This window comes from Hamadaea tsunoensis DSM 44101, from assembly GCF_000428945.1.
In the GTDB taxonomy this organism is placed as follows: domain Bacteria; phylum Actinomycetota; class Actinomycetes; order Mycobacteriales; family Micromonosporaceae; genus Hamadaea; species Hamadaea tsunoensis.
In genome coordinates, this window is the sequence record NZ_AUAX01000001.1 from 152,351 (window position 1) to 174,180 (window position 21,830).

Genomic DNA, 21,830 nt, shown 5'->3' on the forward strand with positions numbered 1-21,830 from the left:
TCGTCCGACCATGTATCGACGGTGGCTCACACTGTCCGCCGCGCTGCTGCTGGTCCTGGGCGTACTGACGCCCGGATCCGCGAGCGCCGCGGAACTCCTCTCCAACGGCGGGTTCGAGACCGGCACACTGTCCCCCTGGTCGTGCAGCCAGGGCAGCGTGGTCTCCAGCCCGGTGCACTCCGGGTCGAAGGCATTGCAGGGCGCCGCGACCGCGTCCGACACCGCCCAGTGCACCCAGACGGTCGCGGTCGTCTCGGGCAGCACCTACACCCTCTCCGGCTGGGTCCGCGGCAACTACGTCTACCTCGGCGTCACCGGCGGCGCGTCCACCTGGACGCCGTCGGCGGCGAGCTTCACGCAGCTCAGTCTCACCTTCACCGCGTCCAGCTCCTCGGTGCAGATCTACACCCACGGCTGGTACGCGCAGGGCACCTACTACGCCGACGACGTCTCGTTGCAGGGCGCGGGCGGGACCGGCGTACCGGGAGTGCCGGGGACCCCGGTCGCGGGCACGATCACGAACACGTCGGCAGCGCTCAGCTGGGCGGCGTCGAGCGGGACCGTGACCGGTTACCGGGTCTACGAAGGATCCACGGTGGTCGGCACGGTCACCGGCACCTCGGCGACGATCTCCGGGCTGACCGCCTGCACGGCGCACACGTACAGCGTCGCCGCGTACAACGGGAGCGGTGAGTCGGCGAAGTCGGGCACGGTGTCGATCACGACGACCGGCTGCACGACCGGCGTTCCCGGTACGCCGACCAACTTCCACGTCACGGCCACGACCAACACCTCGATCGCGCTGGCGTGGACGGCCTCGACCGGAACCGTCACGGGCTACCGGTTGTACGAGGGCGGCACGCTGCTCAGCACGGTCACCGGCACCTCGGCGACCGTCTCGGGACTGGCGGCCTGCACGACGCACACGTACGGCGTCTCGGCGTACAACGGAAGCGGTGAATCGGCGAAGGCGACCGTGAGCGGGACGACCACCGGATGCACGACGTCGGGGAGTTTCCGGTCGCCGATCTACTTCATGCCGCTGGACAACAGCCCGCAGGACATCGCCTCGGCGATGGCGGCGAGCGGCGCGAAGTACTTCAACCTGGCGTTCGTGCTCGACTCGGGCGGCTGCACGCCGGCCTGGAACGGCGACGCCGCGCACACCGTCTCGGCCGACACGACGGTGACCGCCGTCGTCAACGCGGTACGCGCCAACGGCGGCGACGTCGCGATCTCGTTCGGCGGCTACAACGGCACCGAGCTCGGTGCGACGTGCGGCAGCGCGAGTTCATTGGCCAACGCGTACCAGGCGGTGATCAACAAGTACAACCTGACCCGGATCGACCTCGACTACGAGGGCGACGACCTCGACGCCAACACCTCGGTACGCTTCGGGGCCATCAAGATCCTGCAGAACAACGCGGCCGCGGCGGGCAAGCAGCTGCACGTGACCGCGACGCTGCCGATGACGACGATCGGCTTCTCCGGCGGCGGGGTCGACGAGCTGAACGCGGCCAAGGCGGCCGGGGTCACCTTCGACCTGGTCAACATCATGGCCTTCGACTACGGCCTGACGAACGCCGGAAACATGGTCGACAGCGTGAAGCTGGTGGCCGACGCCGCCAAGAACCAGATGAAGACGATCTACGGCTACGACGACGCCACCGCGTACGCGCACCTGGGCCTGCAGCTGATGAACGGCCACACGGACCAGCCGAGCGAGCTGTTCCTCCAGTCGGACTTCACCGCCCTGCGCACGTACGCGCAGACGAACCACTTCGGCTGGATGGCGTACTGGGCACTGAACCGGGACCGCCAGTGCGACCCGAGCGTGCCGCACAACTGGGCCGACGGCACGTGCAGCAGCGTGACCCAGCAGCCGTACGACTTCTCGAAGATCGTCGCGGCGTACAACGGCTGATCCCCCGGCGACGGCCGATCCCCGGCCGGACACGGGCAGGCGCCGCCGGGAACGGGTCCCGGCGGCGCCTTTTCTTCACTCAGCGTACGGTCAGCTCACGCCGTTGATCGTGAACGTGGTCGTCGGGTTGTAGACGTTGAGGAAGTTGTTGCTGAAGGTCACGTTGGTGAACGTGGCCGATCCGACCGCCGGGCCCTGGCCCGCCTCGGCCGACGGGTTCGCCCAGATGCCGTACCCGGACTTGGCGTCGTACGCGTCGCCGCTCTTCACCGCGCCACTGATCGTGATGTTGGTGAAGGTCGTGTCCGTGACCGGGTTCTGCGCCGTGCCACCGGCGTAGTTGGTCTGGAACATGATGCCCGCGTACGTCGGGTCGGTGATGTCCACATCGGACACCCGGATCCCCTGGAACGCCTTCGAGGCCGAGAAGCACCAGATGGCCGGGAAGACCTGCGCGCCCCAGAAGTGGCCGCCGTCGCGGACGAGCGACACGTTCTGGATCACGGTCGGCGGGCTGGCGCCGAACCCGGTGAACGGGTAGCCGAAGTCGAGCGAGCTGATCGTGATCGCCGAGTAGACGAGCGTGTCGGCGATGTAGATGTTCTTGAACGTGTTCGCGTACCCGCCGTAGACGGCCAGACCGGCGGCCCGCCAGGTGGTGGTCGACGACAGGTTCTGGAACGTGTTGTTCTTCAGGTCCGACGAGTTGAGGTCGGTGGCGGCGAACAGCGCGAAGCTGTCGTCACCGGTCGACCGCGCGTCGTTGTTGGACACCAGGTTGTCCTGGCTGCCGTTGGTCAGGTTGATGCCGTCGGCGAACGTGTCGCGGATCCGCATGTTGGTGGCCGTCAGGTGGTTGATGTGCGTACCCCAGATGGCGACGACCGTGTGCTCGATCCAGACGTTGTCGACCGTGATGTTCGACAGGTTCGTCAGGTTGAACGGCTTGCCCGGACCGTCCTGGCGGAAGGTGTAGTTGCCGAAGATCGCCAGGTTGCTGAACGACGAGCCGTCCGAACCGGACTGCGTGTCGAAGCCGATGTCGGTCTCCGACTGCGACGACGGCGCGACCAGCTGCGTGTACCAGGGTCCCGCCCCGACGACCTTGGTCGCCTTGCCGTAGACCTGGAGCTTGCCGGTCATCGCGTACTGGCCGGCGGGCAGGTAGACGCCCGTCCAGGTGCCCGTCGTGTCCATGCGGACCGTGTCGATGGCGTTCTGGATGTCCTGCTGGGCGAAGCCGGCCGGCACCTTGTAGTGCGCCGGGTCGGGGTTCGCGACCGGGCTCACCTGCTCGGTGTTGATGTAGTCGATCGCGTACTGCGACGAGTTGGCGGTGTCCTTCTGCAGCTTGATCGTGTGACCCGCGCCCACGGTCTGGTTGAGCATGAAGCTCGCCTCGTCGTAGATGTGGCGCGGGCCCGATCCCGGCGAGTTGCCCGGTCCGGTCTCGGCGCCGTAGAGCCACGCGTACTTCGAGTTGAGCGTGATCGTCTGCAGGAACGTGCCGTCGACGTAGACGTTGAGCGTCGCCGTCGTGCCGCCGCCACCCGCGGAGTCCGGGATGGAGAAGCGGGTCACCAGGGTGTTGGTGCTGGCCCGGGTGGTCCACTGCACGTACGCGCCGGTGCTGTTCAGGGTGACCGCCTTGCGGCCCGACGCCTCACCGGCGAGGTCGCCGATGGTCCGGTTGGGGCCGATCACGGTCGCGCCGCCGCCGACGGTGCCGTTCTCCGCCTCGTACATGTCGTACGGCATGTTGGCGCCGCGACCCACGAAGAACGACGAGTTGGTGGTGTTGTTGCCCTGCTTCACCGACTGCTCGTTGGCGTCGACCGCCACGGTCGCGCGGACGGTGTACTTGCCGTTGACCGCGGTCCACGTGCCGAGGCTGATCACGCCCGAAGACGCGCCCGCCGCGAGGGTGCCGCTGTAGGAGCCGGTCAGCGTCTTCACCGTGGCGCCGTTGGCGTCCAGCAGCGTCAGCGTGATCCCGTGGGCGCCCGCCGCCGAGGCGATCGTGCCCTGGTTGAGGATCGCCGCCGAGAACGTCACCGTGTTGCCGGCCGACGGGTTGCCCGGCGACCAGCTCACCGCGGACGGAACCAGGTCCGAGGTCTGGATCGGCGCGACCACCAGGTTCGCCTTGGTGAAGCTGTTGTTCGCGTCGTTCTGCTCCACGACCGTGTTGCTCTCGTCGACCTTCGCGGTCACCGAGTAGGTCGCGGCGTTCTGCGTACCGATGTTGGTCGTCACGGTGGTCGAGGCGCCGGCGGCCAGCGCCGGTACCGCGGTGGTGCCGACCTTCGTCGTCCCCAGGTACAGGTTGACGTTGGTGGCGGCCGCGTTCGCGCTGCCCGTGTTCGCGACCGTCGTCGACAGCGTGATCGCGTCGGTCTCGATCGGGCTGGCCGGCGCCCACGTCACGTTGGTGACCTGGAGATCCGGGTTCGGGGCCGGCGTACCCATGATCTGGAACTCCGCGACCTGGCCGCCGGGGGCGCCGGTGTTGGAGTTGAAGACCAGCTGCACCGCGGAGGCCCGTACGCTCACCGGGATGGTGACCGTGTTGGCGCCGGCGGCCGGGTTGAACGTGTAGTTCGCGGCCGAGACCAGGTTGGTGAACGTCGTCGAGTCCTGGTTGTGGCTCAGGACCTGGATGTTCTGCGTACGCGTACCCCACGCGGTGTCCGGGTTGAGCTTCAGCACGATCGACGTGATGTCGGCGTTGGCGCCCAGGTTGACCGCGAGGTTGCCCGGCAGGACCGAGCTCTCGTAGTAGGTCGTCACATCGTTGTCGTTGGCGTTGGTGGCCACGAAGGTGAAGACCCCGGTGGTGCCGGAGACCGGCTTGCCGACGGCGAGGTTGGTGCCGGTGCCGCCGCTGCCGACCCGGGTGACCGTGTTGCTGGCGATCGACACGTTGGCCGCCGCGTCCTTCGCCGTCACGTAGTAGGACACCGTCGCGGTGTCGGGCTGCGTGTCGGTGTAGGTCAGCGTCGAGCCGTTGACGCTCGCGCGCACGGCACCGTTGGCGTAGATGTCGTAGCCGGTCACGCCGACGTTGTCGACCGACGCCGTCCAGGTCAGCTTGATCTGGCCGGACGCCGGTGTGGTGTACGCGAGATTGGACGGAGCGGTCGGCGCGGTCTGGTCACCGGTCTGCCCGGTACGCGTCACCGTGTTGCTGTTGCCGGACTGGTTGCCGGCGGCGTCCCGGGCGCGGACGAAGTAGCTGACGGTGGCACTGTCGGGCTGCGCGTCCGTGTAGGTCAGCGTGGCCGACGGGACGCTCGTGATCATCGCACCGTTGCGGTAGATGTCGTACGCGGTGACGCCGACGTTGTCGGTCGAGGCCGTCCAGGTCAGCTTGATCTGGCCGGTCGTCTGCGTGTACGCGAGGCTGCCCGGGACGGTGGGCGCCTGCGTGTCACCGGTGCCGGAGCCGTAGACCTCGAACTCCGAGATCTGACCGGCGACCCAGCCGCTGTTGGAGTTGACGACGAGCCGCACGTACCGGGTCGTCGTGGCGCCGAAGTTGATCGTCACCGTGTTGCCGCTCGCCGGGTCGAACGTGTAACCGGTGGCCGCCACGATGTCCGTGAAGCTCGAACCCGTCGCGCTGCCCTGGATCGTGATGTTCTGCGTACGCGCGCCCCAGCCGGTCGGCAGCTTCGCGACGACCTTGTTGATGCTCACGGACGAGCCGAGGTCGACCTGCAGCCACTGCGGGAAGGCGTTGTTCACCGACTCCCAGTAGGTCGCCTGGTTGGCGTCGTTGGCGTTCGAGGCCACGTAGGACTGGTTGTGGCCGCTCTCGCTCATCGTCTTGCCGGCGGCCAGGTTCCCGGTGGACGTCGAGGTGCCGTAGACCTCCAGCTCCGAGATCTGCCCCGCCGGCCACGCGGTGTTGGCCGTGATGTTCAGGCGTACGTAGCGGGTGCTGGTCGCGGTGAAGTTGACCGTGACGGTGTTGCCGCCCGCCGGGTCGAACGTGTAGCCGGCCGACGCCACGATGGTCGAGAAGCCCGAGCCGGTCGTGCTGCCCTGCACGGACAACGTCTCCGTACGCGCACCCCATCCCGTCGGAAGCTTGATCTTGATCTGGTCGACGCTCGTGGTGCTGCCGAGGTCGACCTGCACCCACTGCGGGAACGCGTTGTTCGTGCTCTCCCAGTAGGACGCCTGGTTGCCGTCGGTGATGTTGCCCGAGCCGTAGACGTCGGCGTGGCCGCTCTCGGCGGTGGCCTTGCCGGCCGCGAGGTTGGGCCCGCCCGCGGCGACGCCCGGCAGCGCCGGGGTCCCGAGAATCAGCAGGGCGGCTGCGAGCACCGTCGCCAGCAGCCGTGACCTGGTCGTTCGTCTTCTCACAGTAGGTGCCTCTCCGTGAAGGGATGTGGGGGTGCACGGAAGCGACTGAGTTCTGCGAACTTACGAAGATCGGCTAAAGAATGAACTTTTCCATGCAAGAATCTTGCAGAGGGTTGGCCAAACGCTACAGACGTGTTACCGCCACGTCAACGGGTTGACATGTGTAAAGACTTCGCGTCTGGAAGGCACCCAGCACACGACGAGGGCCCGGCGTACCCGCCGGGCCCTCGTGAACGTGCGTCGCGACTACTCGAAGCGCGCCGGATCCCCCGCGCCCACCCGCAGGATCTCCGGCTCCTCACCGGACAGATCGACCACCGTCGTCGGCTCGACGCCGCAGTCCCCGGAGTCCAGGATCGCGTCGAGGAAATGGTCCAGCTCGTCGCGGATCTGCCAGCCCTGCGTCATCGGCTCCTCCTCGCCCGGCAGCAGCAGCGTGCTCGACACGATCGGCTCCCCCACCTCCGCGAGCAGCGCCTGCGCCACGACATGATCGGGAATGCGTACGCCGACCGTCTGCTTGCGCGGATGCCACAACCGGCGCGGCACCTCCTTGGTCGCCGGCAGGATGAAGGTGTACGCCCCCGGAGTCACCGCCTTCACCAGGCGAAACACGCTGTTGGACAGGCGTACGAGCTGGCCGAGCTGGGCGAAGTCGCGGCAGACGAGGGTGAAGTGGTGGCGGTCGTCGAGGTGCCGGATGTCTTTGATCCGCTCGATGCCGTCGCGGTTGCCCATCTTGCAACCCAGCGCGTAGCACGAGTCGGTCGGGTAGGCGATCAGGCCGCCCTCGCCGAGGATGTCGACCACCTGCCGGATCGAACGCGGCTGCGGGTTGTCCGGGTGCACGTCGAAGTACTTCGCCACATCATCACCTTAGACGCAAACCCCGGCGGTACGCCGATCCACGGCCTACCCGAGCCAGGTGAGGGCGGCTGTGACGAGGGCGGTCACTCCAGTGTCGAGGGTCGGCTCCTCGACGGGCGCGAAGAACGGCGAATGGTTGGACGGGATCGCCGTCGCCAGCTCCCCTTCTCGTTCCGCCGCCAGGTACTGCTCCGGGTCGGCCCCGCCGAGCAGCCAGTAGCAGAGCGGTGCTCCGGACGCCGTGGCGAAGGCGCCGACGTCCTCGCTTCCGGTGACCAGCCCGGGGTCGAAGACGCGCTGCTCGCCGAGGACCTCGACGAACGCGGCCCGGGTACGCTCGGCCGCCTCGGGAGTGTTGACGACGACCGGGAACTGGCCGAACAGGGTCACGTCCGGCTCCCTGAGCGCGCCGGACGCCAGCGCCTCGGCCCGGATGACGCGTTCGACCGATTCGAGGATGCGGGCACGGACGTCGCTCGCGTACGAGCGGATGTTGATTTTGAGTTCGGCGGTGTCGGGGATGATGTTGTCCTTGGTGCCGGCCACGATGGAGCCGACGGTGACCACGGCGGTGTCGGTGCCGGCGACCTCGCGGGAGACGATGGCCTGCAGGCGGGTGACGGCGTACGCGGCCATGACGACCGGGTCGATGGTGGTCTCTGGGCGGGAGCCGTGCCCGCCGCGGCCGTGGAAGACGACGCTGAGGGCGTCGGTCGCGGCGAACGCGGGGCCGCCGCGGACGGCGAGCGTGCCGGCCGGGAACGGGCCGACGTGCTGGCCGAGGACCACGTCCGGTACGCCGAACCGGCCGAAGAAGTTGTCGTCGATCATCTCCAGGGCGCCGGTGCCGAGTTCCTCGGCGGGCTGGAAGACCGCGACGACCGTGCCGGACCAGGACCGGCGTGCGAGTTCCTCGAGCGCGCCGAGCAGGCAGGCGGCGTGGACGTCGTGCCCGCACGCGTGCATGACCGGGACGTCCGCGCCGTCCGGGTCGGTGCCGCGGGCGGTGCTGGCGTACGGCAGGCCGGTGCGCTCCTTCACCGGCAGCGCGTCCATGTCGGCGCGGAGCAGGATCCGTGGGCCCTCGCCGCGGCTGAGCACGCCGACCACCCCGGTACGCCCGACGTTCGTGGTGACGTCGTAGCCGAGGTCGGTCAGGATCCGGGCGACGATCCCCGCCGTACGCGTCTCCGCGTACGACAGCTCGGGGTGGGCGTGCAGGTCGCGGTAGATCTCGCGCAGGTTCAAGGCCGTCACATCGGGAGGATACCGGCAAATCGCTGCCCGTTCGGCGCGAAGCCGGGCTATCTCATCGCGAGCGGCCGGCGGGCTGCGCCGAGACCTCGATCGCGAAGGCGAACACGCTGACCCCCGCCACGACGCCGAGGACGAACGCGGCGGCGGCCAGAGCCACGATGTAGCGGCGCCGCCTGACCAGGGCCGATCGATGCCGGCCCGGCCCTGTGGGAGGCCGGGCCGGAGATTCGATCACGAGCGGTCGGGTCATCGACGCGCCGCTCGGTGGCGGCCCCCCGAGGACGTCGTCCGGGCCGGCTTGCCGCCCTTGCCCGGTACCGCCGGGCGGATATGGGGTTCGCGCTGCGTGGGCACAGGCGGGTCGGGGATCAGCCGCGGCGGCCGGAACTCGGCGGCCGGCTCGGCCGGGACCACCTCGCCGTTCAGCACACCGGCCGCGATCATCTCGCTGGTGATGCGCGGGATGATCACCGTGTCCCTCGTGTCCGGCGGCAGGAACTCCGGCTCGTGCGCCGGCGGCCGGTCCGGGTCGTCGACCGGTTCCGGCTCGGGTACGCGTACCGGCTCGGGGTCGGGTTCGGCGTCGGCCCGGCCGCTCGGCTCGAAGCCGTCGCGACCCGGATCCCAGGGGCGCCCCGGCTCGGTGCGTAAGCCGGGGCCCGCCATGCGCCCGGGACCCGGGTCGCCGTTCATGGGGTCGTGCCCGTTGACGTGGCCCCCGTCCGCGGCGCCGCCCCGCCCGGACACGCCGTTCAGGGGCGTTCCGTCCAGCGGCGCGCCGGGGCCGGCCGGCTGGTCGCCGGCCGGAAAAGGCGGCCAGGACGGCGGCCCCGAGACCGGGCCGGGCGGGGCCTCGAAGATCAGCCCGGACGACAGCTCGGTCTCGAACAGCCGGCCGACGCCGGGCGCGTCCCCGTCGACCGGGAAGAAGTCCCCGGGGAAGGGCCCGGCCGGGGCAGCTCCGGCCGGGAATCCCTCCGCCGGGGCCAGGGACGGCGACATGGATGGCGACCCGGGCGCCGTCCCTGTTCCGGGCTCGAACACGAGCCCGGCGAGCGGAACCGGCCCGTGGACGGGCCGCCCCGCTTCGCGTACCCGGGGAGCCTGGTCGGCCCACCGGCGGATCTCGGCGGCCTGGCGGCGCACGTCGCGGTGGCGTACGCGCACGACCATGGCGGTCGTCACCGCGGACACGCCGGCCGTGGCGGCGACGGCGAGGCAGGCGAAGCCGAGATCGACGTGATCGTTGAGGTTCACCGGTTCCTCATCTCTGGATGATGGCGGGGCGTGTACGCCCGGTCGAGCGTCAGCCGCCGGGCGAGGGCACGCCGGCCGCGCAGGTTGAGGGCCTTGACCGCGTCCTCGGAGATGCCCATGCGCACGGCCGCCTGCGGGCAGGTGAGGCCGTTGAAGTAGGTGAGGGCGATCGCCTGGCGCTGCGGCCCGGACAGGGCCTTGACCGCGCGCAGCAGCGAGTCGGCGTCCTGCCGCCGGACCGCCAGCTGCTCGACGTCCAGCGCCTGGTCGGGCCCGCTGATGTCGTTCGTGGCGTCGATGAGCACCTCGTACTGGAACCGGCCGGACCGGAAGTGGTCGATGGCACGGTTGCGGGCGATCGTCATCAGCCAGGCCAGCGGCGGCCCCACGCGGCGCTGGACGCGCCCGATGTTGCGCAGCGCCCGTTCCCACACGTCTCCGGCGAGGTCCTGGGCCACTTCGAGGTGGCCGCAGCGCTGCCGCAGGAAGCGCAGCACGTCGTCGTTGTACTGCGCGTACAACTGGCCGAACGCGTACGCGTCGCCCTGCTGCGCGCGCTCGACGAGCGCCCACTGCTCCCCGTGCGGGCTCCATTCCTCCATGGCCGGCCCCGCGCCGACGGTCCCTCCGGCATCCGTGCTCTCGGTGGCGGCATCCATCACGGCATTGGTCACGGCAACGTTCCCCCGTTGCCAGCAGACATTATTTCACGCACGCATGCACGCTAGTGGCATGCATGCAAGTCGTAAATACCTCTATCGGGTGACGAGCGTGCACTTGCGTACACGCAATTTCCTGCACATATGCAAGAACACTCGTGCGGACGATGCCCCTACAGGCGGTAGTGGATAGGATCTTGTACGTGGCAACGAGGAAACGCCGGGATCCGCAGACCCCCTTCGGCTGGTATCTGCGCGCCCTCATGGAACGACACGGCTTCGAGTCCGACAGCGATCTCGAGGCCGCCTCCGGCGTATCCGCGTCGCTGATCTCTCGTTATCAGTCCGGCGAAGTCGTCCCGACGGCGCAGAACCTCCGGCGGCTCGCGCCCCACCTCGGCGCCTCCATGGGACAGCTGATGGTCGAGGCCGGCCTGGCCACCCCCGAGGAACTCGGCATGGTCGCGCGCGCGTCGGCCGCCGCGACGCCCCTCGATCCGAGCCTCGCCGAGGCCCAGCGGATCCTGGCCGATCCCGACCGGCCGGCTGCCGCCAAGGAGTACCTGCGCGACACGCTGAAGGGCGCTGTGGCGTACTGGCGGCAGCAGACGGGCATCCGGCAGGCGTCGCACGAGCCGACCGCCGCCGAGCGGGCCGCGGGGCGCCGCGTACGCAGCTGAGGGCTCGGCGTACACTTCACTCTCCGTAGTTGATTAACCAGCGGAGTGTCACCCAAATGGGGTCGTTCGAGCGTCTGCTCCGACTCACCCACTCGTCGGCGCCAGCGTCGCCCTCCCGGGTCGCAGATGACCCAGCGTGACGAAATGCTCCTGATCTGATGATGATCCATGCATGCACGTCACATAGCGGTTTGCACTGTGCGACTTGCACGAATACTCCGTATGGCCATCGATGGATGGCCGAACGTTCTATGTCCCTCAGCCATTGATCTGACGGATTTTGATCGCTCAGTCGCGTGGCGATGCGTGCACCGCCCCCATATAGGTGGCGCAGCGCCGCGCCCGCGGAAGGGGCTTTCATGATCTATGACGTCGACGAAGTAAGAGCCGGGGCGATACCCGCGGTGCCCGACCAGGGCGCCGGCGAGACGCGCCGCACCGACCTGATGATGCACATCGCGTACGCCTCGGTCTCCGCGATCATCGTCAGCCTCCTGTGGATTCTCAGCGGATCCACCTCCGCACTCATCAAGGCCTGGAGCGCGGTCATCGGGCTGTCGCTGACGGCCGCGATCTGTGCCGCCCGCGCGATGGTGGAGACGGCGCGTATCCGGCGCCGGCTGGCCGCCCAGGAGGCGATGATTTCATCAATGATGCAAACCGTTGCGGCACAGGCGATTCAGACCGCCGCTGCCACCGACAGCAAACGCCAACCCGTCGACCATCATTCTCGTCGGCGATCGGGACGACGGCGAAGCCGGCGAACCGCCGGCGACGCGGGTCAGATCATTTCCGACGAGTTCCAAATCTTCCTACGCGGCCGCGAGTCCCGTTTCGACGACGGACCCGACCCGCTCTGAGAGCCACCGTTCCAGGCTCCACAGTTTCGGCGAACATCGCCGGTACACGACCGGCGTCAGACGGCCACCGAGACAAGGCGCGGCCTCGCCCGGGCCCGCCCCAAAGTCTTCCCGACGCCGCGCGGAGGGTGTCCCCGCGACGGCGTCGGGCCGCCGTTTCCCTTACGGCCGCACGTGACCCGGCCGGGTCAGAAGGCCATCGGCCCTTCGCGGGCCGCCAGTTCCTCGATCTCCGCGCGCAGGTAGCGCCGCTGGCCGCCGAGCGTACGCGTCGAGCGGAACTTGCCCTGTTCGGCCCAGCGGACCACGGTCGACGGATCGACCTTGAACAAAAACGCGACCTCGCCGGTACGCATCAGTGGATGCAGGGCCCGGCGAGCCGGTATGCCGCTGTCTTCTTCAATGATCATCTTCTTCATTCCTCCCGAGAACCTCTGGAACTAGCGGCTCCGGAGCCGGGATGAGCTCCGGGCAGATGCTGGTCTCCCGCACGGTCTGCATGTACACCGGCACGGATGTATCGAAGATCGCCACCGCCGCCCGCGCGGTCACGCCACCCTGGCGGGGAGCGGCGGCGAGCCGGACCTGGCGGGCCCGCTGCGCCTCACCGATGTCGATGGGCGCGTCCGCGGTGGCGGCTTTGCGGTGGACTCGGCGCGCGGTCGCGTCCTCCACCGGCCCGCGTTCCCGCGGCACCTGCGTACGGCGGCGCGAACGGCTCACCGCTCCGCCGCCCGGTGGCGCGCGGGGACCCGGACCGTCGGCCCGAACAGCCGCAGGTGCCGGTCCGGCATACCGACCAGGGCGGCCGCGGCCATGTCGTCGTCGAGGCTCGCCCACTTCTGCACGTACGCGTACAGCTCCGTGACGTCCCGGCCGCGTACATGGGCGACCATGGCGGTGGCGACGGCGGCGACGATCGCCGTGGCCCCCATGGCCAGCAGCAGCTCGGCGAAAGTGATCGAGGTCGCTGTGTCCATACCTCACTCCTTCGTGGAATCGGGCGGTCAGGCGCTCGCCCCGGCGGCCAGCAACCCGGCCAGGCGTACGCGGCCCTGCCAGGTGAGGGCCTGAACGATGGCCGGGGTGTTGCCCATGACCGCCGCCGAGTCGATCTCGTCGAGACCGCAGAAGTAGGTGAGCGCGATCGCCTCCTGCTGGGCCGGCGACAGCCGGCGCACCGCCGCGAGGAGGGCGGCCGACTGCGCGTGGTCGTCGTCGAACGCCAGCGCCTCGACCGCCTGCACGGCCGCGAGGTCGATGAGCCCGAGACGGTAGCGGCGGGTCCGGAAGTACTGGCCGGCCCGCGCCCGCGCCAGCCGCAGCAGCCAGCTCAGCGGCGTGTCGTTGTTGGCGTGCAGCCCGCCGATGCTGCGCAGCGCGCGCTCCCACACCTCGCGCGTCAGCTTCTGGGCGAGCGTCTCGTCCCCGCACCAGAGCCACACATAGCGGTAGACGTCCACATTGAACCGGTCGTAGAACTCCCCGACCGCCCGGGTGTCGCCGTGCTGCATCCGCTCCACCAGGCGCCAGGCCTGGCAGCGGCAGACCGGCGGCGGTTCCTCCCCGGCCTGCGCCGCCACGACCGGTGGCACGCCCGCGGCCCTCCGCGGCCGCGGGTGCCCGCCGATGAGGCGGTAGGAACCCGTCGTGCATCGTGCCCACTCAGTCACATCGAACGCCTTTCTTCCCGTTACCGGTGTTGCCGTTGCGGGGACTGTCCCGAGATTTGCCGGATCGCCACGTCCCCCGACCGGCTCTCCCGTCACCGCGGCGCGCAGCAGGATCAGCGCGGCCCGCCCGGCGTACAGGGTGAGCGCCAGGCCGGCGAACATCCCGGCCGCTGCCGGCGGATTCAGCAGGGTCGTGCCCACCGCACCGCAGCAGAGCGATATGGTCCACGCGAGAGCCGGCAGGGATCGCCGGACCGCGATCACGTCGGCGGGCCGCGATCACCGCGACCGGCCGGCCGCGACCGTGAACAGCCGGTCGAAGCGCGTCCGGTCGGCCGGCAGCTGGCCCAGCCGTGGTTCGGTACTCATGGCGTACAGCGCGCTCGCGACGAACTGTCCACCCGGGATGCACACGCCCCGGCGGATACGATTGAAGCTGCTCTCGGCGATTCCGAGGAACCTGGCCTTCTCGGCATCGGTCCGCAGCCCGAGCATCGCGAAAATCTCCTCGAAAGCTTGTGGGTTATACGCCAGGCGTGGCGACTTGTTGATTTCATACACGCATGCACTATAGAACCATGCATGCACGTCGCATAGTCACTCGGATGGGTGACAAACTCCTGAATATGTCGATGCGTTTCTCTTGCATTCGTGCAAGCTCAGAGCGCATGGGGGCGGTCGGCGACCACTCGGGGACGCCGACCGCCGACGCCATGGCGGACCGGCGGGGGCACCCGCGAACCGGCTTCGGGTGGTATCTTCGCGCGCTCATGGAACGCCAGGGCTACCTGTCGGACGGCGAGCTCGAGACCGACTCCGGCGTGTCCGCGTCCCTCATCGCCCGCTACCGGTCCGGTGAGGTCACCCCGACCGCGCAGAACCTGCGGCGACTGGCGCCCTGGCTCGGCGTACGCCTGGGCGATCTGCTGGTCGAGTCGGGACTGGCCACTCCGGAGGAACTCGGCATGGTCACCGTCGACGAGGCCGGCCCGGATGTCGACCCGGCCATCTCCGATGCGCAGCGCCACCTGGCCGATCCGCGGTTGCCGGACAGCGCCAAGGACTCTCTGCGTACGACACTGCAGGGGGCGATGGTCTACTGGCATCAGCAGCTCGACCGGACGCAACCGCGGCGCAGACCATCTCCGCGCCCCGCGGGCATCGCCCGAACGTAGTTTTCGGTCTGCCCGAACGTAGGCTGGAACCCAGCGCCCGGGTCCGTTGTGATGATCTATGTCATTGTGACTGATTGATCCCCGTGGCAGGGCGAATCGGCGCGCCGCTGAACGTGGGCGAGGGGAAGAATTTCATGGGGCAGGCAGCTCCCGAACGACTCTTCCGCGCCCGAGCACTTGCGGCGGACCCGCGTCCGCCCAAGGCGTCCCGGCGCGAGCCCGAAACGCTCGTACGCGTCGCCATCTGCGTCGTCTCGGCGGCGCTCGTCAGTCTGGGCTGGATCCTCGCGAGCGACATGGATCCGGCGACGAAGGCCTGGGGCATAGTCCTGTTCCTGTCGTTCGCCGGCACCACGACCGTCGTCGTCGGATACACCCGGGTCGAGGTCGCCAAGATGCGGGCCGACCTGGTCGACCTCGAGAAGCGGCTGCTGAGCGCGCTCGACACGGCCGGGCGCCCCGAGGTCGAGGACGTGGACAGCAACCTACCGCCGCAGCTCACACCCGATCCCGTGATCTCACACGAGTTGCGGATCTTCTTACAGGGCCGCGAGTCGGCCTATCGTGAAGACGAGGATGAGGCCTGACCGCGGCCGACCGTGCCGCGCGCAGCTCACGCAGAGCTTGATCGAACACCGTGCCGGACAGGTGCACGGAGACCACCGGCCGTGGCTCCCTGCGCGCCCCGACCCGGATCAAAGGCGTCTCGACGTGTTCGCCGTGGACGGTCACGACCCAGGCGGTCAGGCCGGGCCGGTCCTCGGCCGGCAGCACGTCGATGCACGCCACCTCGGCCCACGGCACCATCGCGGTCTCGGTGAACGTCCGGACGAGCAGGCCCGCGTCGTTGAGGAAGACCCCGACGAAATGCAGTCGCACCGCATAGATCGCGGCGATCACGGCCACCGCGGCGGCCACCCCCGCGAAGCCGTCGGCCAGCCGGCCGTGCACCCCCAGCCAGGCAACCACGAGGCCGGCCGACACGACTGCGAAGGCGGCGCCGGCCTCGCGGCGGATCACGGCGATCGACTGTGCGTACGGTCGTCGCCATGTGCCCATGCGTCTATCATGCCAGATAAGAACAGATGTTCGAAAGACGTACGCCCGAACGGATGACGGCCACGCACTCCACAACGGACGAACCCGGAGACGGCAACGGCCCGGCTGGTGTCCAGCCGGGCCGTTGCCGAGGAAATGTCAGTCGCCGGAGGTCTGCACCTGTACACCCAGGTGCGCCGCGATGGCCCCGACCACGCCCTCAAGCCGGTCCAGGCGCCCGTCCATGCTGTCGAAACGGGCATCCATCCGATCCAGGCGCCCATCCATGCTGTCAAGGCGCCCATCCACGCTGTCAAGGCGCCCATCCACGCGGTCGAGACGGCCATCTATGCTGTCGAGGCGCCCATCCACGCGGTCGAGACGGCCATCTATGCCGTTGAAACGAGCTGCGACCTCGGTGCGGAACTCCGCCATCTCATTGCGGAAAGCACGTTGATCCTCCGACAGGAGACCGATCGCACCCGTGACGTGGTCCGCCCGGTCCCACAGCTTCATGATGCCCTCCGTAGCCCAGTTCGCATGCGATTCGAGCGTCGCCAGCCGATGCGCCACCGTAGCCAATGTAACCCGCTCCTCCCCGGAATCGACGCCTCAGCGTACGCCGGACGGGCGTGGATCGGAACCTCGGGAGCCGGTGCGAATTTCCTTGATTCCCTTGCGTACCAACGGTTTCAGCAACCGCATTGCCGTCAGACACATCAATATTTATCGATATATTGGCGCCTGGAACGGCACGCCGGTGAGGTTGTGTGGAGAAAGGGAAAAGAAGAAGGGTGGGCGCGGCAGGTTTCGAACCTGCGACCCTCCGCTTGTAAGGCGGATGCTCTCCCACTGAGCTACGCGCCCGCAGGCCAGAGCCCGGGAACCTGGGCAGTCTACCGGACGCCCGCGAGCATCCGCGAATCGGTAACCGCGACACGGCCGGCCGCCGGTACGAGACCGCCGCCCGGTCAGGCGACCGGGCGGCGGTACGGGGTTGCCGCGGAGACGGGTCAGAGCGCCGCGAGCGCCTTGCGCCACGCGTCCTGGTCCCGCGCCTCGCCCGGCAGGTTCATCTCGGCGTACCGGATGATGCCGTCGGTGTCGATGACGAAGGTGCCCCGGTTGGCGAAGCCCCGGTCGGGGTTGAACACCCCGTACGCGGAGGCCACCGCGCCGTGCGGCCAGAAGTCGGCCAGCAGCGGGAACTCGTACCCCTGTTCGGTCGCCCAGACCTTGTGGGCGTAGGGCGAGTCCACGCTGATCGACAGCACCTGGGTGCTCTCGTTGGCGAAGTCGTTGAGGTTGTCCCGGATGAGGCACAGCTCGCCCTGGCACGTGCCGGTGAACGCCAGCGGGTAGAACACCAGCAGGACGTTCTTGCGGCCGCGGAAGTCCGCGAGGCGTACCTCCTGGTTGTTCTGGTCCTTCAGGACGAAATCCGGCGCGACGGAGCCCACCGGCAGGAGGTCAGACATGTTGCTCCTTGTACGACGGGTGGCCTCTAACGCTTCGAGCGTGCCGCCTTCGGGGCGACCAGGCGCGCGGCGGCCCAGTCCTTGCCCGCGCTGAGCGTGGTCGTCTGCGCGAGACCGGCCGTCGGCGCGGACTCGCTGATGTCGCTCGGCTCGACGTGGCCGTCCCGGCCCGCCTTCGGCGTCAGCAGCCAGACGACGCCGTTGTCGGCCAGCGGGCCGAGGGCGTCCACCAGGAGGTCCACCAGGTCGCCGTCGCCGTCCCGGTACCACACCAGGACCGCGTCCACGACCTCGTCGGTGTCCTCGTCGACCAGCTCCCCGCAGCGGTCCATCAGCGCGTCACGGAGCTCGGTGTCGACGTCCTCGTCGTACCCCATCTCCATGACCACCATGTCCGGTTCGATGCCGAACCGGTCCGCCAGGCTGCGTACGCCGTCGGCGGCCTGACCAGCGGTCGCGCTCACGTTAGAGTGCCTCCCTTTCAAGTTTCGGTGTCGGCTAGGTGCAACACCGGTCAACGGGTAGTTCACACAGTTCTAGCCCCTCGCGCAAGTGGCGCACCGAGCGGGTGGGCACAAATGGCCCTATTTTCAAGATCACTTCACTGGCTTCGCCCGCGCTCTGCCTTCATTCTGGGCAGGCTCGGCCGTCGCCGCCGCCGAATCGGCCCGGTTTTCCCGCCGGAAACGCCCGAGCCGGGCGGGTGCTCAGATCGTGAGGAGCGTCCGGGCGGCCGCCAGGATGACGTCCTCCCCCACCAGAACGGTACGCGCGGCCGGCCCCAGCGGCACGTACGTGTCGGCGGCGCTGACCCGGCGTACGGCGCCGACGTAACCCGCGTCGACCAGGGTGGCGAGGATGCCCTCGGAGACGCCTCCCGACCGGCGGGTCTCGTCGACGATGAGCACCCGGCCGGTGGCGGCGGCCTCGCGTACCAGGTCGGCTTCGGGCAGCGGGGCGAGCCAGCGCAGATCGACGACGCGGCTGCCGATGCCCTCCGCGGCCAGTTGGGCGGCCACGCGCAGCGACATGCGTACGCCGTTGCCGAAGGTCACGATCGTCAGGGCGTCGGCGTGGCCGATCCCGTAGGTGCGGGCGCGCCCGATCGGGACGTGGGTGGCGCCCCAGCGGCCGGGCGGCGGGTACTCCGACAGCCACTGGCCGTCGCCGGGTTCGTAGAGGTCGCGGGTGTGGTAGAGGGCGATCGGCTCGACGAAGGCGCACACCGTGCCGTCCGCGGTCGCCGCCGCCAGGCAGGTACGCAGCATCGCGGCCGCGTCGTCCGCCCGGGCCGGGACGGCGAGCACCAGCCCGGGGATGTCCCGCAGCACGGCCAGCGAATTGTCGTTGTGGAAATGCCCGCCGAAACCCTCCTGGTACGCGAGCCCCGCGACGCGTACGACCATGGGGTTGCGGTAGCGGCCGGAGGAGAAGAAGGAGAGGCTCGCGGCCTCGCCCCGGAGTTGATCTTCGGCGTTGTGCAGGTACGCGAGGTACTGGATCTCGGGGACGGGCAGCAGCCCGCCCGAGCCGGCGCCGGCGGCGAGCCCGAGGATGGTGGTCTCGTCGAGCAGCGTGTCGAAGACGCGCGCGGGGCCGAAGCGGTCGCGCAGGCCCTTGGTGACGCCGTAGACGCCGCCCTTGGCCGCGACGTCCTCGCCGAAGAGCACGACGGCGGGGTTGGTGACCAGGGCGTCCGCGAGCGTGGCGTTGATCGCCTGGGCGAGGGTGACGGGTCCGGCGGGCTCGGGCGCCCGCTTCACCGCGAGCGGACCGGCGGCGCGCTCGCCCGCCTCCGCGACCACCCGGGCGACGCGCACCGGGCGGCGGGGCGCGAGCGGCGCGACGATCTCGGCCACCGTGCTCAGCTTCGGCTCGGCCATGACCTCCTCGGCCGTCTTGCGTACCTGCCAGCCGATCTCGTCGTAGCGCGCGACCAGTTCCTCCGGCACCGCGACGCCCGCGTCGACCAGCCGCGCCGCCGAGATCAGCAGCGGATCGCGGTCGATGTCGGCGGCGATCTCCCGGGGCGTGCGGTAGCCCTGCTCCGCGTCGGCGCCCGCGTGGCCCATCAGGCGTACCGTGCGCAGGTGCAGGATCGCCGGCCGGCGGTGCCGGCGTACCCAGTCGGCGGCCTCGGTCGCGGTCGCGAAGGTCTCGGCCAGGTCCGTGCCGTCCGCCGACCAGTAGCGGATCCCCGGCTTCGAGCGCAGCGCCGCCTCGGTCCAGCCCGCCGGGCTCTTCACGCTGATCCCCAGGCCGTTGTCCTCGCAGACGTACAGGATCGGCAGCTTCAGTCCGCTGTGGTCGCACCAGCCGGTCGCGTTGAAGGCCGTCACGGCGGCCGCGTGGTTGATCGACGCGTCCCCGAAGGAACAGACCACCAGCGCGTCCGCGGGCCAGGCCGTTCCGGGTGCCGCCGGCGCCGCTCCCACCAGCGCTTCCAGCTCATTCCCGGGTACGCGTACCGGGGCGCTCTTCCTGCGCCGGTCGCCGCGGGCGCGCTCGATCGCGAAGGCCATCCCGACCGCGCGGGGCAGGTGCGAGGCGATCGTCGACGTGGTCGGGAGGACGTTGAGGTCCCGGTTGCCGAAGACCTTGTGCCGCCCGCCCGCGATCGGTTCGGCCGCGCTCGCCACGATGCCCCGCAGGACGTCGCGTACCGGGTCGACGCCGGAGTCCTCGGGCTGTCCGGCGCGTACGCAGTAGAAGGCGCCCGAGCGGTAGTGCAGCAGCGCCGGGTCGGTCCAGCGCAGTGCCTCGGCGACGGCCGCGTTGCCCTCGTGGCCGGCCGAGCCGATGGTGTAGTACCCCTCGCCGAAGCTGCGCAGCCAGCGGGCGGCCAGATCGAGATGGCGGCTGGTCATCTGGGCCTCGAACAGACGCAGGGCCCGGTCGGGATCGAGTGTGCCCCAGCCGCGTCCGGGCAGGGCGGGTGGCGCCAGCCCGGCCACGGTACGCCGGAACCGCTCGTCCAGATCTTGCGGAGTCGTCACGTTGGCCAGCATGGCTCGTCCGGCGGGCCGCTGCCAGCCCAGAGGTGATCATCGGACACGCCGCCGGTACGCGTGTCGTCGGTTTTGGACGGATTTACCGGCATCATGTGGGCGTGCATTGGCTGTTGGCGCTGCTGCTCGCCGCTTCGCCCGTCCCGTCCTCCGTCCCGAGCGGGCCGATTCCGCGGGCGGAGCGGACGGCCGTGCTGGTCGGCGCCGGGGACATCGCCGTCTGCGGCCCCGGCACTGAGGCGACCGCGAAGATCCTCGACCGCACGCCCGGAACGGTGTTCACCCTCGGCGACAACGTCTACCCCGACGGGAGTGCCGCCAACTTCCGGCGCTGCTACGACCCGACCTGGGGCCGGGCGAAGGCGCGTACGCGGCCGGCCGTCGGCAACCACGACTACCGCACGGAGCACGCGAAGCCCTATTACGACTACTTCGGATCCGCGGCGGGCGACCGGACGAAGGGCTACTACTCCTACGACCTCGGCGGCTGGCACATCGTGGTGCTCAACTCGGTGTGCGCCGAGGTGTCCTGCTCGGTGTCGTCCGCGCAGAACAGGTGGTTGCGGGCCGATCTGCGGCGCTCGACGGCCCGGTGCACGGCCGCCCTGTGGCACCACCCGCTCTACACGTCCGGCAAGGACCACGGCCCCACCGCCGACGTACGCCCGCTCTACCAGACGCTCTACGACAACGGTGCCGACGTGAACCTCACCGGCCACAACCACAACTACGAACGGTTCTCCCCGATGGACCCGTGGGGCCATGTCGACGCGAAGCGCGGCCTCGTGCCCTTCGTCGTCGGCACGGGCGGGGCGAGCCACTACGGCTTCCGCAGCCCGGCCCCGGGCTCGCTCGTCCGCGACGCCCAGACCTTCGGCGTCCTCAAGCTGACGCTGCACCCGGACGGCGCGGAGTACGCGTTCTTGCCGATCGCGGGCAGGAAGTTCACCGACTCCGGGCGCATCACCTGCCACTGATCCCGCCCCGTTGACTCTTCGGGGTCATGGGGTATTGAATGTTCAGAGAGTTCTGAACTTTCAGGAGGTACTGTGCCGGATCCGGTCCCCGCCGACGAACGCCGGTTCGCCGAGGAGATGGGCACCGCCCTGGCGGGCATGGGCGTGACCCCCGCCTTCGGCAAGCTGCTCGGCTGGCTGCTCATCTGCGAACCCCCGGCCCAGACCAGCGCCCAGCTCGCCGAGGCGCTGGGGCTGTCGAAGGGTTCGATCAGCACCGGGATGCGGCTGCTCGAACGGACCGGGTTCGTCCGGCGCGTACCGGCGCCGGGGCGGGGGCACGCGTACGAGCTGATGCCGAACGCCATGATCAGCGGAACCGACGCCGCCGCCACGTACGCGGCGATGCGGCACGTGACCGAGCGGGGCCTGGCGCTCCTGGCGGCCCAGGGGTTCGCCGAGGACCACGACCGCGCCCGGCGGCTGCGGATCAATCGCGACTTCTTCCTGTTCATCGAGGAAGAGGTGCCGAAGCTCATCGACCGGTTCAAACAGGAGAACGACCTTTAGGAGTGGGCATGGCTGCCGATACTGGCGCGACCTCCGGGGCCCGCCCGTCCAGCGCCA

At 69.6% G+C, this 21,830-nt stretch carries 22 protein-coding genes and 1 tRNA gene; 7 read left to right on the plus strand and 16 right to left on the minus strand.

The features are described 5' to 3' along the window. Positions 1 to 10 precede the first annotated feature (10 nt). On the plus strand, positions 11 to 1,924 hold the full coding sequence (locus tag G401_RS0100675) for a fibronectin type III domain-containing protein (RefSeq protein WP_034590364.1): 1,914 nt from the start codon (positions 11 to 13) through the stop codon (positions 1,922 to 1,924). Positions 1,925 to 2,014: 90 nt separating this feature from the next. Here G401_RS0100675 and G401_RS0100680 read toward each other — a convergent pair whose 3' ends face one another. The 5 genes from G401_RS0100680 to G401_RS42590 all read right to left on the minus strand — a co-directional run bounded on the left by G401_RS0100680 (position 2,015) and on the right by G401_RS42590 (position 10,350). Further along, a complete protein-coding gene (locus G401_RS0100680; RefSeq protein ID WP_027340975.1) occupies positions 2,015 to 6,295 on the minus strand; it encodes a galactose-binding domain-containing protein in 4,281 nt (1,426 codons plus the stop codon). A 246-nt stretch (positions 6,296 to 6,541) separates the two neighbouring features. Next, positions 6,542 to 7,162 (minus strand): L-threonylcarbamoyladenylate synthase, encoded by a 621-nt coding sequence (locus G401_RS0100685; protein WP_027340976.1) that lies wholly within the window; start codon positions 7,160 to 7,162, stop codon positions 6,542 to 6,544. Between the two features lie 45 nt (positions 7,163 to 7,207). Continuing rightward, positions 7,208 to 8,419: an amidohydrolase gene (locus G401_RS0100690; protein WP_034590365.1), complete on the minus strand. Its 1,212-nt coding sequence runs from the start codon at positions 8,417 to 8,419 to the stop codon at positions 7,208 to 7,210. Positions 8,420 to 8,665: 246 nt separating this feature from the next. Beyond that, complete coding sequence (locus tag G401_RS0100700; RefSeq protein WP_027340978.1) at positions 8,666 to 9,676, minus strand: hypothetical protein; 1,011 nt, start codon at positions 9,674 to 9,676, stop codon at positions 8,666 to 8,668. Beyond that, entirely contained in the window at positions 9,673 to 10,350 is a 678-nt protein-coding gene (locus tag G401_RS42590; RefSeq protein WP_051365969.1) for an RNA polymerase sigma factor, read from the minus strand. Before G401_RS42590 ends, G401_RS0100700 begins: the two co-directional genes overlap by 4 nt. 188 nt (positions 10,351 to 10,538) lie before the next feature. On the opposite strand from G401_RS42590, the gene G401_RS0100710 reads away from it, so the two are divergent. Both G401_RS0100710 and G401_RS0100715 read left to right on the plus strand, forming a co-directional pair. Then, a complete protein-coding gene (locus G401_RS0100710; protein WP_169734121.1) occupies positions 10,539 to 11,015 on the plus strand; it encodes a helix-turn-helix domain-containing protein in 477 nt (158 codons plus the stop codon). A gap of 359 nt (positions 11,016 to 11,374) precedes the next feature. Further along, positions 11,375 to 11,875, plus strand: coding sequence for a hypothetical protein (locus G401_RS0100715; protein WP_027340980.1), 501 nt, complete (start codon positions 11,375 to 11,377; stop codon positions 11,873 to 11,875). A gap of 188 nt (positions 11,876 to 12,063) precedes the next feature. Here the strand turns inward: G401_RS0100715 and G401_RS0100720 are convergent, their stop codons facing one another. The 5 genes from G401_RS0100720 to G401_RS0100740 form a co-directional block, all read right to left on the minus strand. After that, complete coding sequence (locus G401_RS0100720; protein ID WP_034590366.1) at positions 12,064 to 12,285, minus strand: helix-turn-helix domain-containing protein; 222 nt, start codon at positions 12,283 to 12,285, stop codon at positions 12,064 to 12,066. Next, complete coding sequence (locus G401_RS54290; RefSeq protein WP_157545152.1) at positions 12,275 to 12,598, minus strand: hypothetical protein; 324 nt, start codon at positions 12,596 to 12,598, stop codon at positions 12,275 to 12,277. The genes G401_RS0100720 and G401_RS54290 overlap by 11 nt, the downstream gene beginning before the upstream one ends. Next, positions 12,595 to 12,855 carry a hypothetical protein gene (locus tag G401_RS55510; RefSeq protein WP_027340983.1) on the minus strand — a complete coding sequence of 87 codons (261 nt, stop codon included), beginning with the start codon at positions 12,853 to 12,855 and terminating at the stop codon, positions 12,595 to 12,597. Before G401_RS55510 ends, G401_RS54290 begins: the two co-directional genes overlap by 4 nt. Positions 12,856 to 12,882: 27 nt before the next feature. Next, positions 12,883 to 13,470 (minus strand): RNA polymerase sigma factor, encoded by a 588-nt coding sequence (locus tag G401_RS0100735; RefSeq protein WP_027340984.1) that lies wholly within the window; start codon positions 13,468 to 13,470, stop codon positions 12,883 to 12,885. 357 nt (positions 13,471 to 13,827) lie between these two features. Next, positions 13,828 to 14,043, minus strand: a complete 216-nt coding sequence (locus G401_RS0100740; RefSeq protein ID WP_027340985.1) for a hypothetical protein — start codon at positions 14,041 to 14,043, stop codon at positions 13,828 to 13,830. 173 nt (positions 14,044 to 14,216) lie between these two features. Between G401_RS0100740 and G401_RS0100745 the strand changes: the two genes are divergently transcribed. Both G401_RS0100745 and G401_RS0100750 read left to right on the plus strand, forming a co-directional pair. Continuing rightward, positions 14,217 to 14,723, plus strand: a complete 507-nt coding sequence (locus G401_RS0100745) for a helix-turn-helix domain-containing protein (RefSeq protein ID WP_027340986.1) — start codon at positions 14,217 to 14,219, stop codon at positions 14,721 to 14,723. 134 nt (positions 14,724 to 14,857) lie between these two features. Beyond that, complete coding sequence (locus tag G401_RS0100750; RefSeq protein ID WP_157545155.1) at positions 14,858 to 15,310, plus strand: hypothetical protein; 453 nt, start codon at positions 14,858 to 14,860, stop codon at positions 15,308 to 15,310. Here G401_RS0100750 and G401_RS54295 read toward each other — a convergent pair. The 6 genes from G401_RS54295 to G401_RS0100775 all read right to left on the minus strand — a co-directional run bounded on the left by G401_RS54295 (position 15,222) and on the right by G401_RS0100775 (position 20,247). Continuing rightward, on the minus strand, positions 15,222 to 15,782 hold the full coding sequence (locus tag G401_RS54295) for a hypothetical protein (protein ID WP_157545158.1): 561 nt from the start codon (positions 15,780 to 15,782) through the stop codon (positions 15,222 to 15,224). The genes G401_RS0100750 and G401_RS54295 overlap by 89 nt on opposite strands. Positions 15,783 to 15,920: 138 nt before the next feature. Continuing rightward, positions 15,921 to 16,334 carry a hypothetical protein gene (locus tag G401_RS52210; RefSeq protein WP_051365970.1) on the minus strand — a complete coding sequence of 138 codons (414 nt, stop codon included), beginning with the start codon at positions 16,332 to 16,334 and terminating at the stop codon, positions 15,921 to 15,923. Positions 16,335 to 16,556: 222 nt separating this feature from the next. Continuing rightward, positions 16,557 to 16,628: transfer RNA gene (locus G401_RS0100760), tRNA-Val, on the minus strand. 146 nt (positions 16,629 to 16,774) lie between these two features. Beyond that, positions 16,775 to 17,239 (minus strand): peroxiredoxin, encoded by a 465-nt coding sequence (locus G401_RS0100765; protein WP_027340988.1) that lies wholly within the window; start codon positions 17,237 to 17,239, stop codon positions 16,775 to 16,777. Positions 17,240 to 17,265: 26 nt separating this feature from the next. Then, positions 17,266 to 17,703 (minus strand): DUF3052 domain-containing protein, encoded by a 438-nt coding sequence (locus G401_RS0100770; protein WP_027340989.1) that lies wholly within the window; start codon positions 17,701 to 17,703, stop codon positions 17,266 to 17,268. A 243-nt stretch (positions 17,704 to 17,946) separates the two neighbouring features. After that, complete coding sequence (locus G401_RS0100775) at positions 17,947 to 20,247, minus strand: transketolase C-terminal domain-containing protein (protein WP_027340990.1); 2,301 nt, start codon at positions 20,245 to 20,247, stop codon at positions 17,947 to 17,949. Positions 20,248 to 20,348: 101 nt separating this feature from the next. Between G401_RS0100775 and G401_RS0100780 the strand changes: the two genes are divergently transcribed. Further along, positions 20,349 to 21,224 carry a metallophosphoesterase family protein gene (locus G401_RS0100780; protein ID WP_245601564.1) on the plus strand — a complete coding sequence of 292 codons (876 nt, stop codon included), beginning with the start codon at positions 20,349 to 20,351 and terminating at the stop codon, positions 21,222 to 21,224. Between the two features lie 117 nt (positions 21,225 to 21,341). After that, positions 21,342 to 21,773 (plus strand): GbsR/MarR family transcriptional regulator, encoded by a 432-nt coding sequence (locus G401_RS0100785; RefSeq protein WP_051366033.1) that lies wholly within the window; start codon positions 21,342 to 21,344, stop codon positions 21,771 to 21,773. Positions 21,774 to 21,830 lie beyond the last annotated feature (57 nt).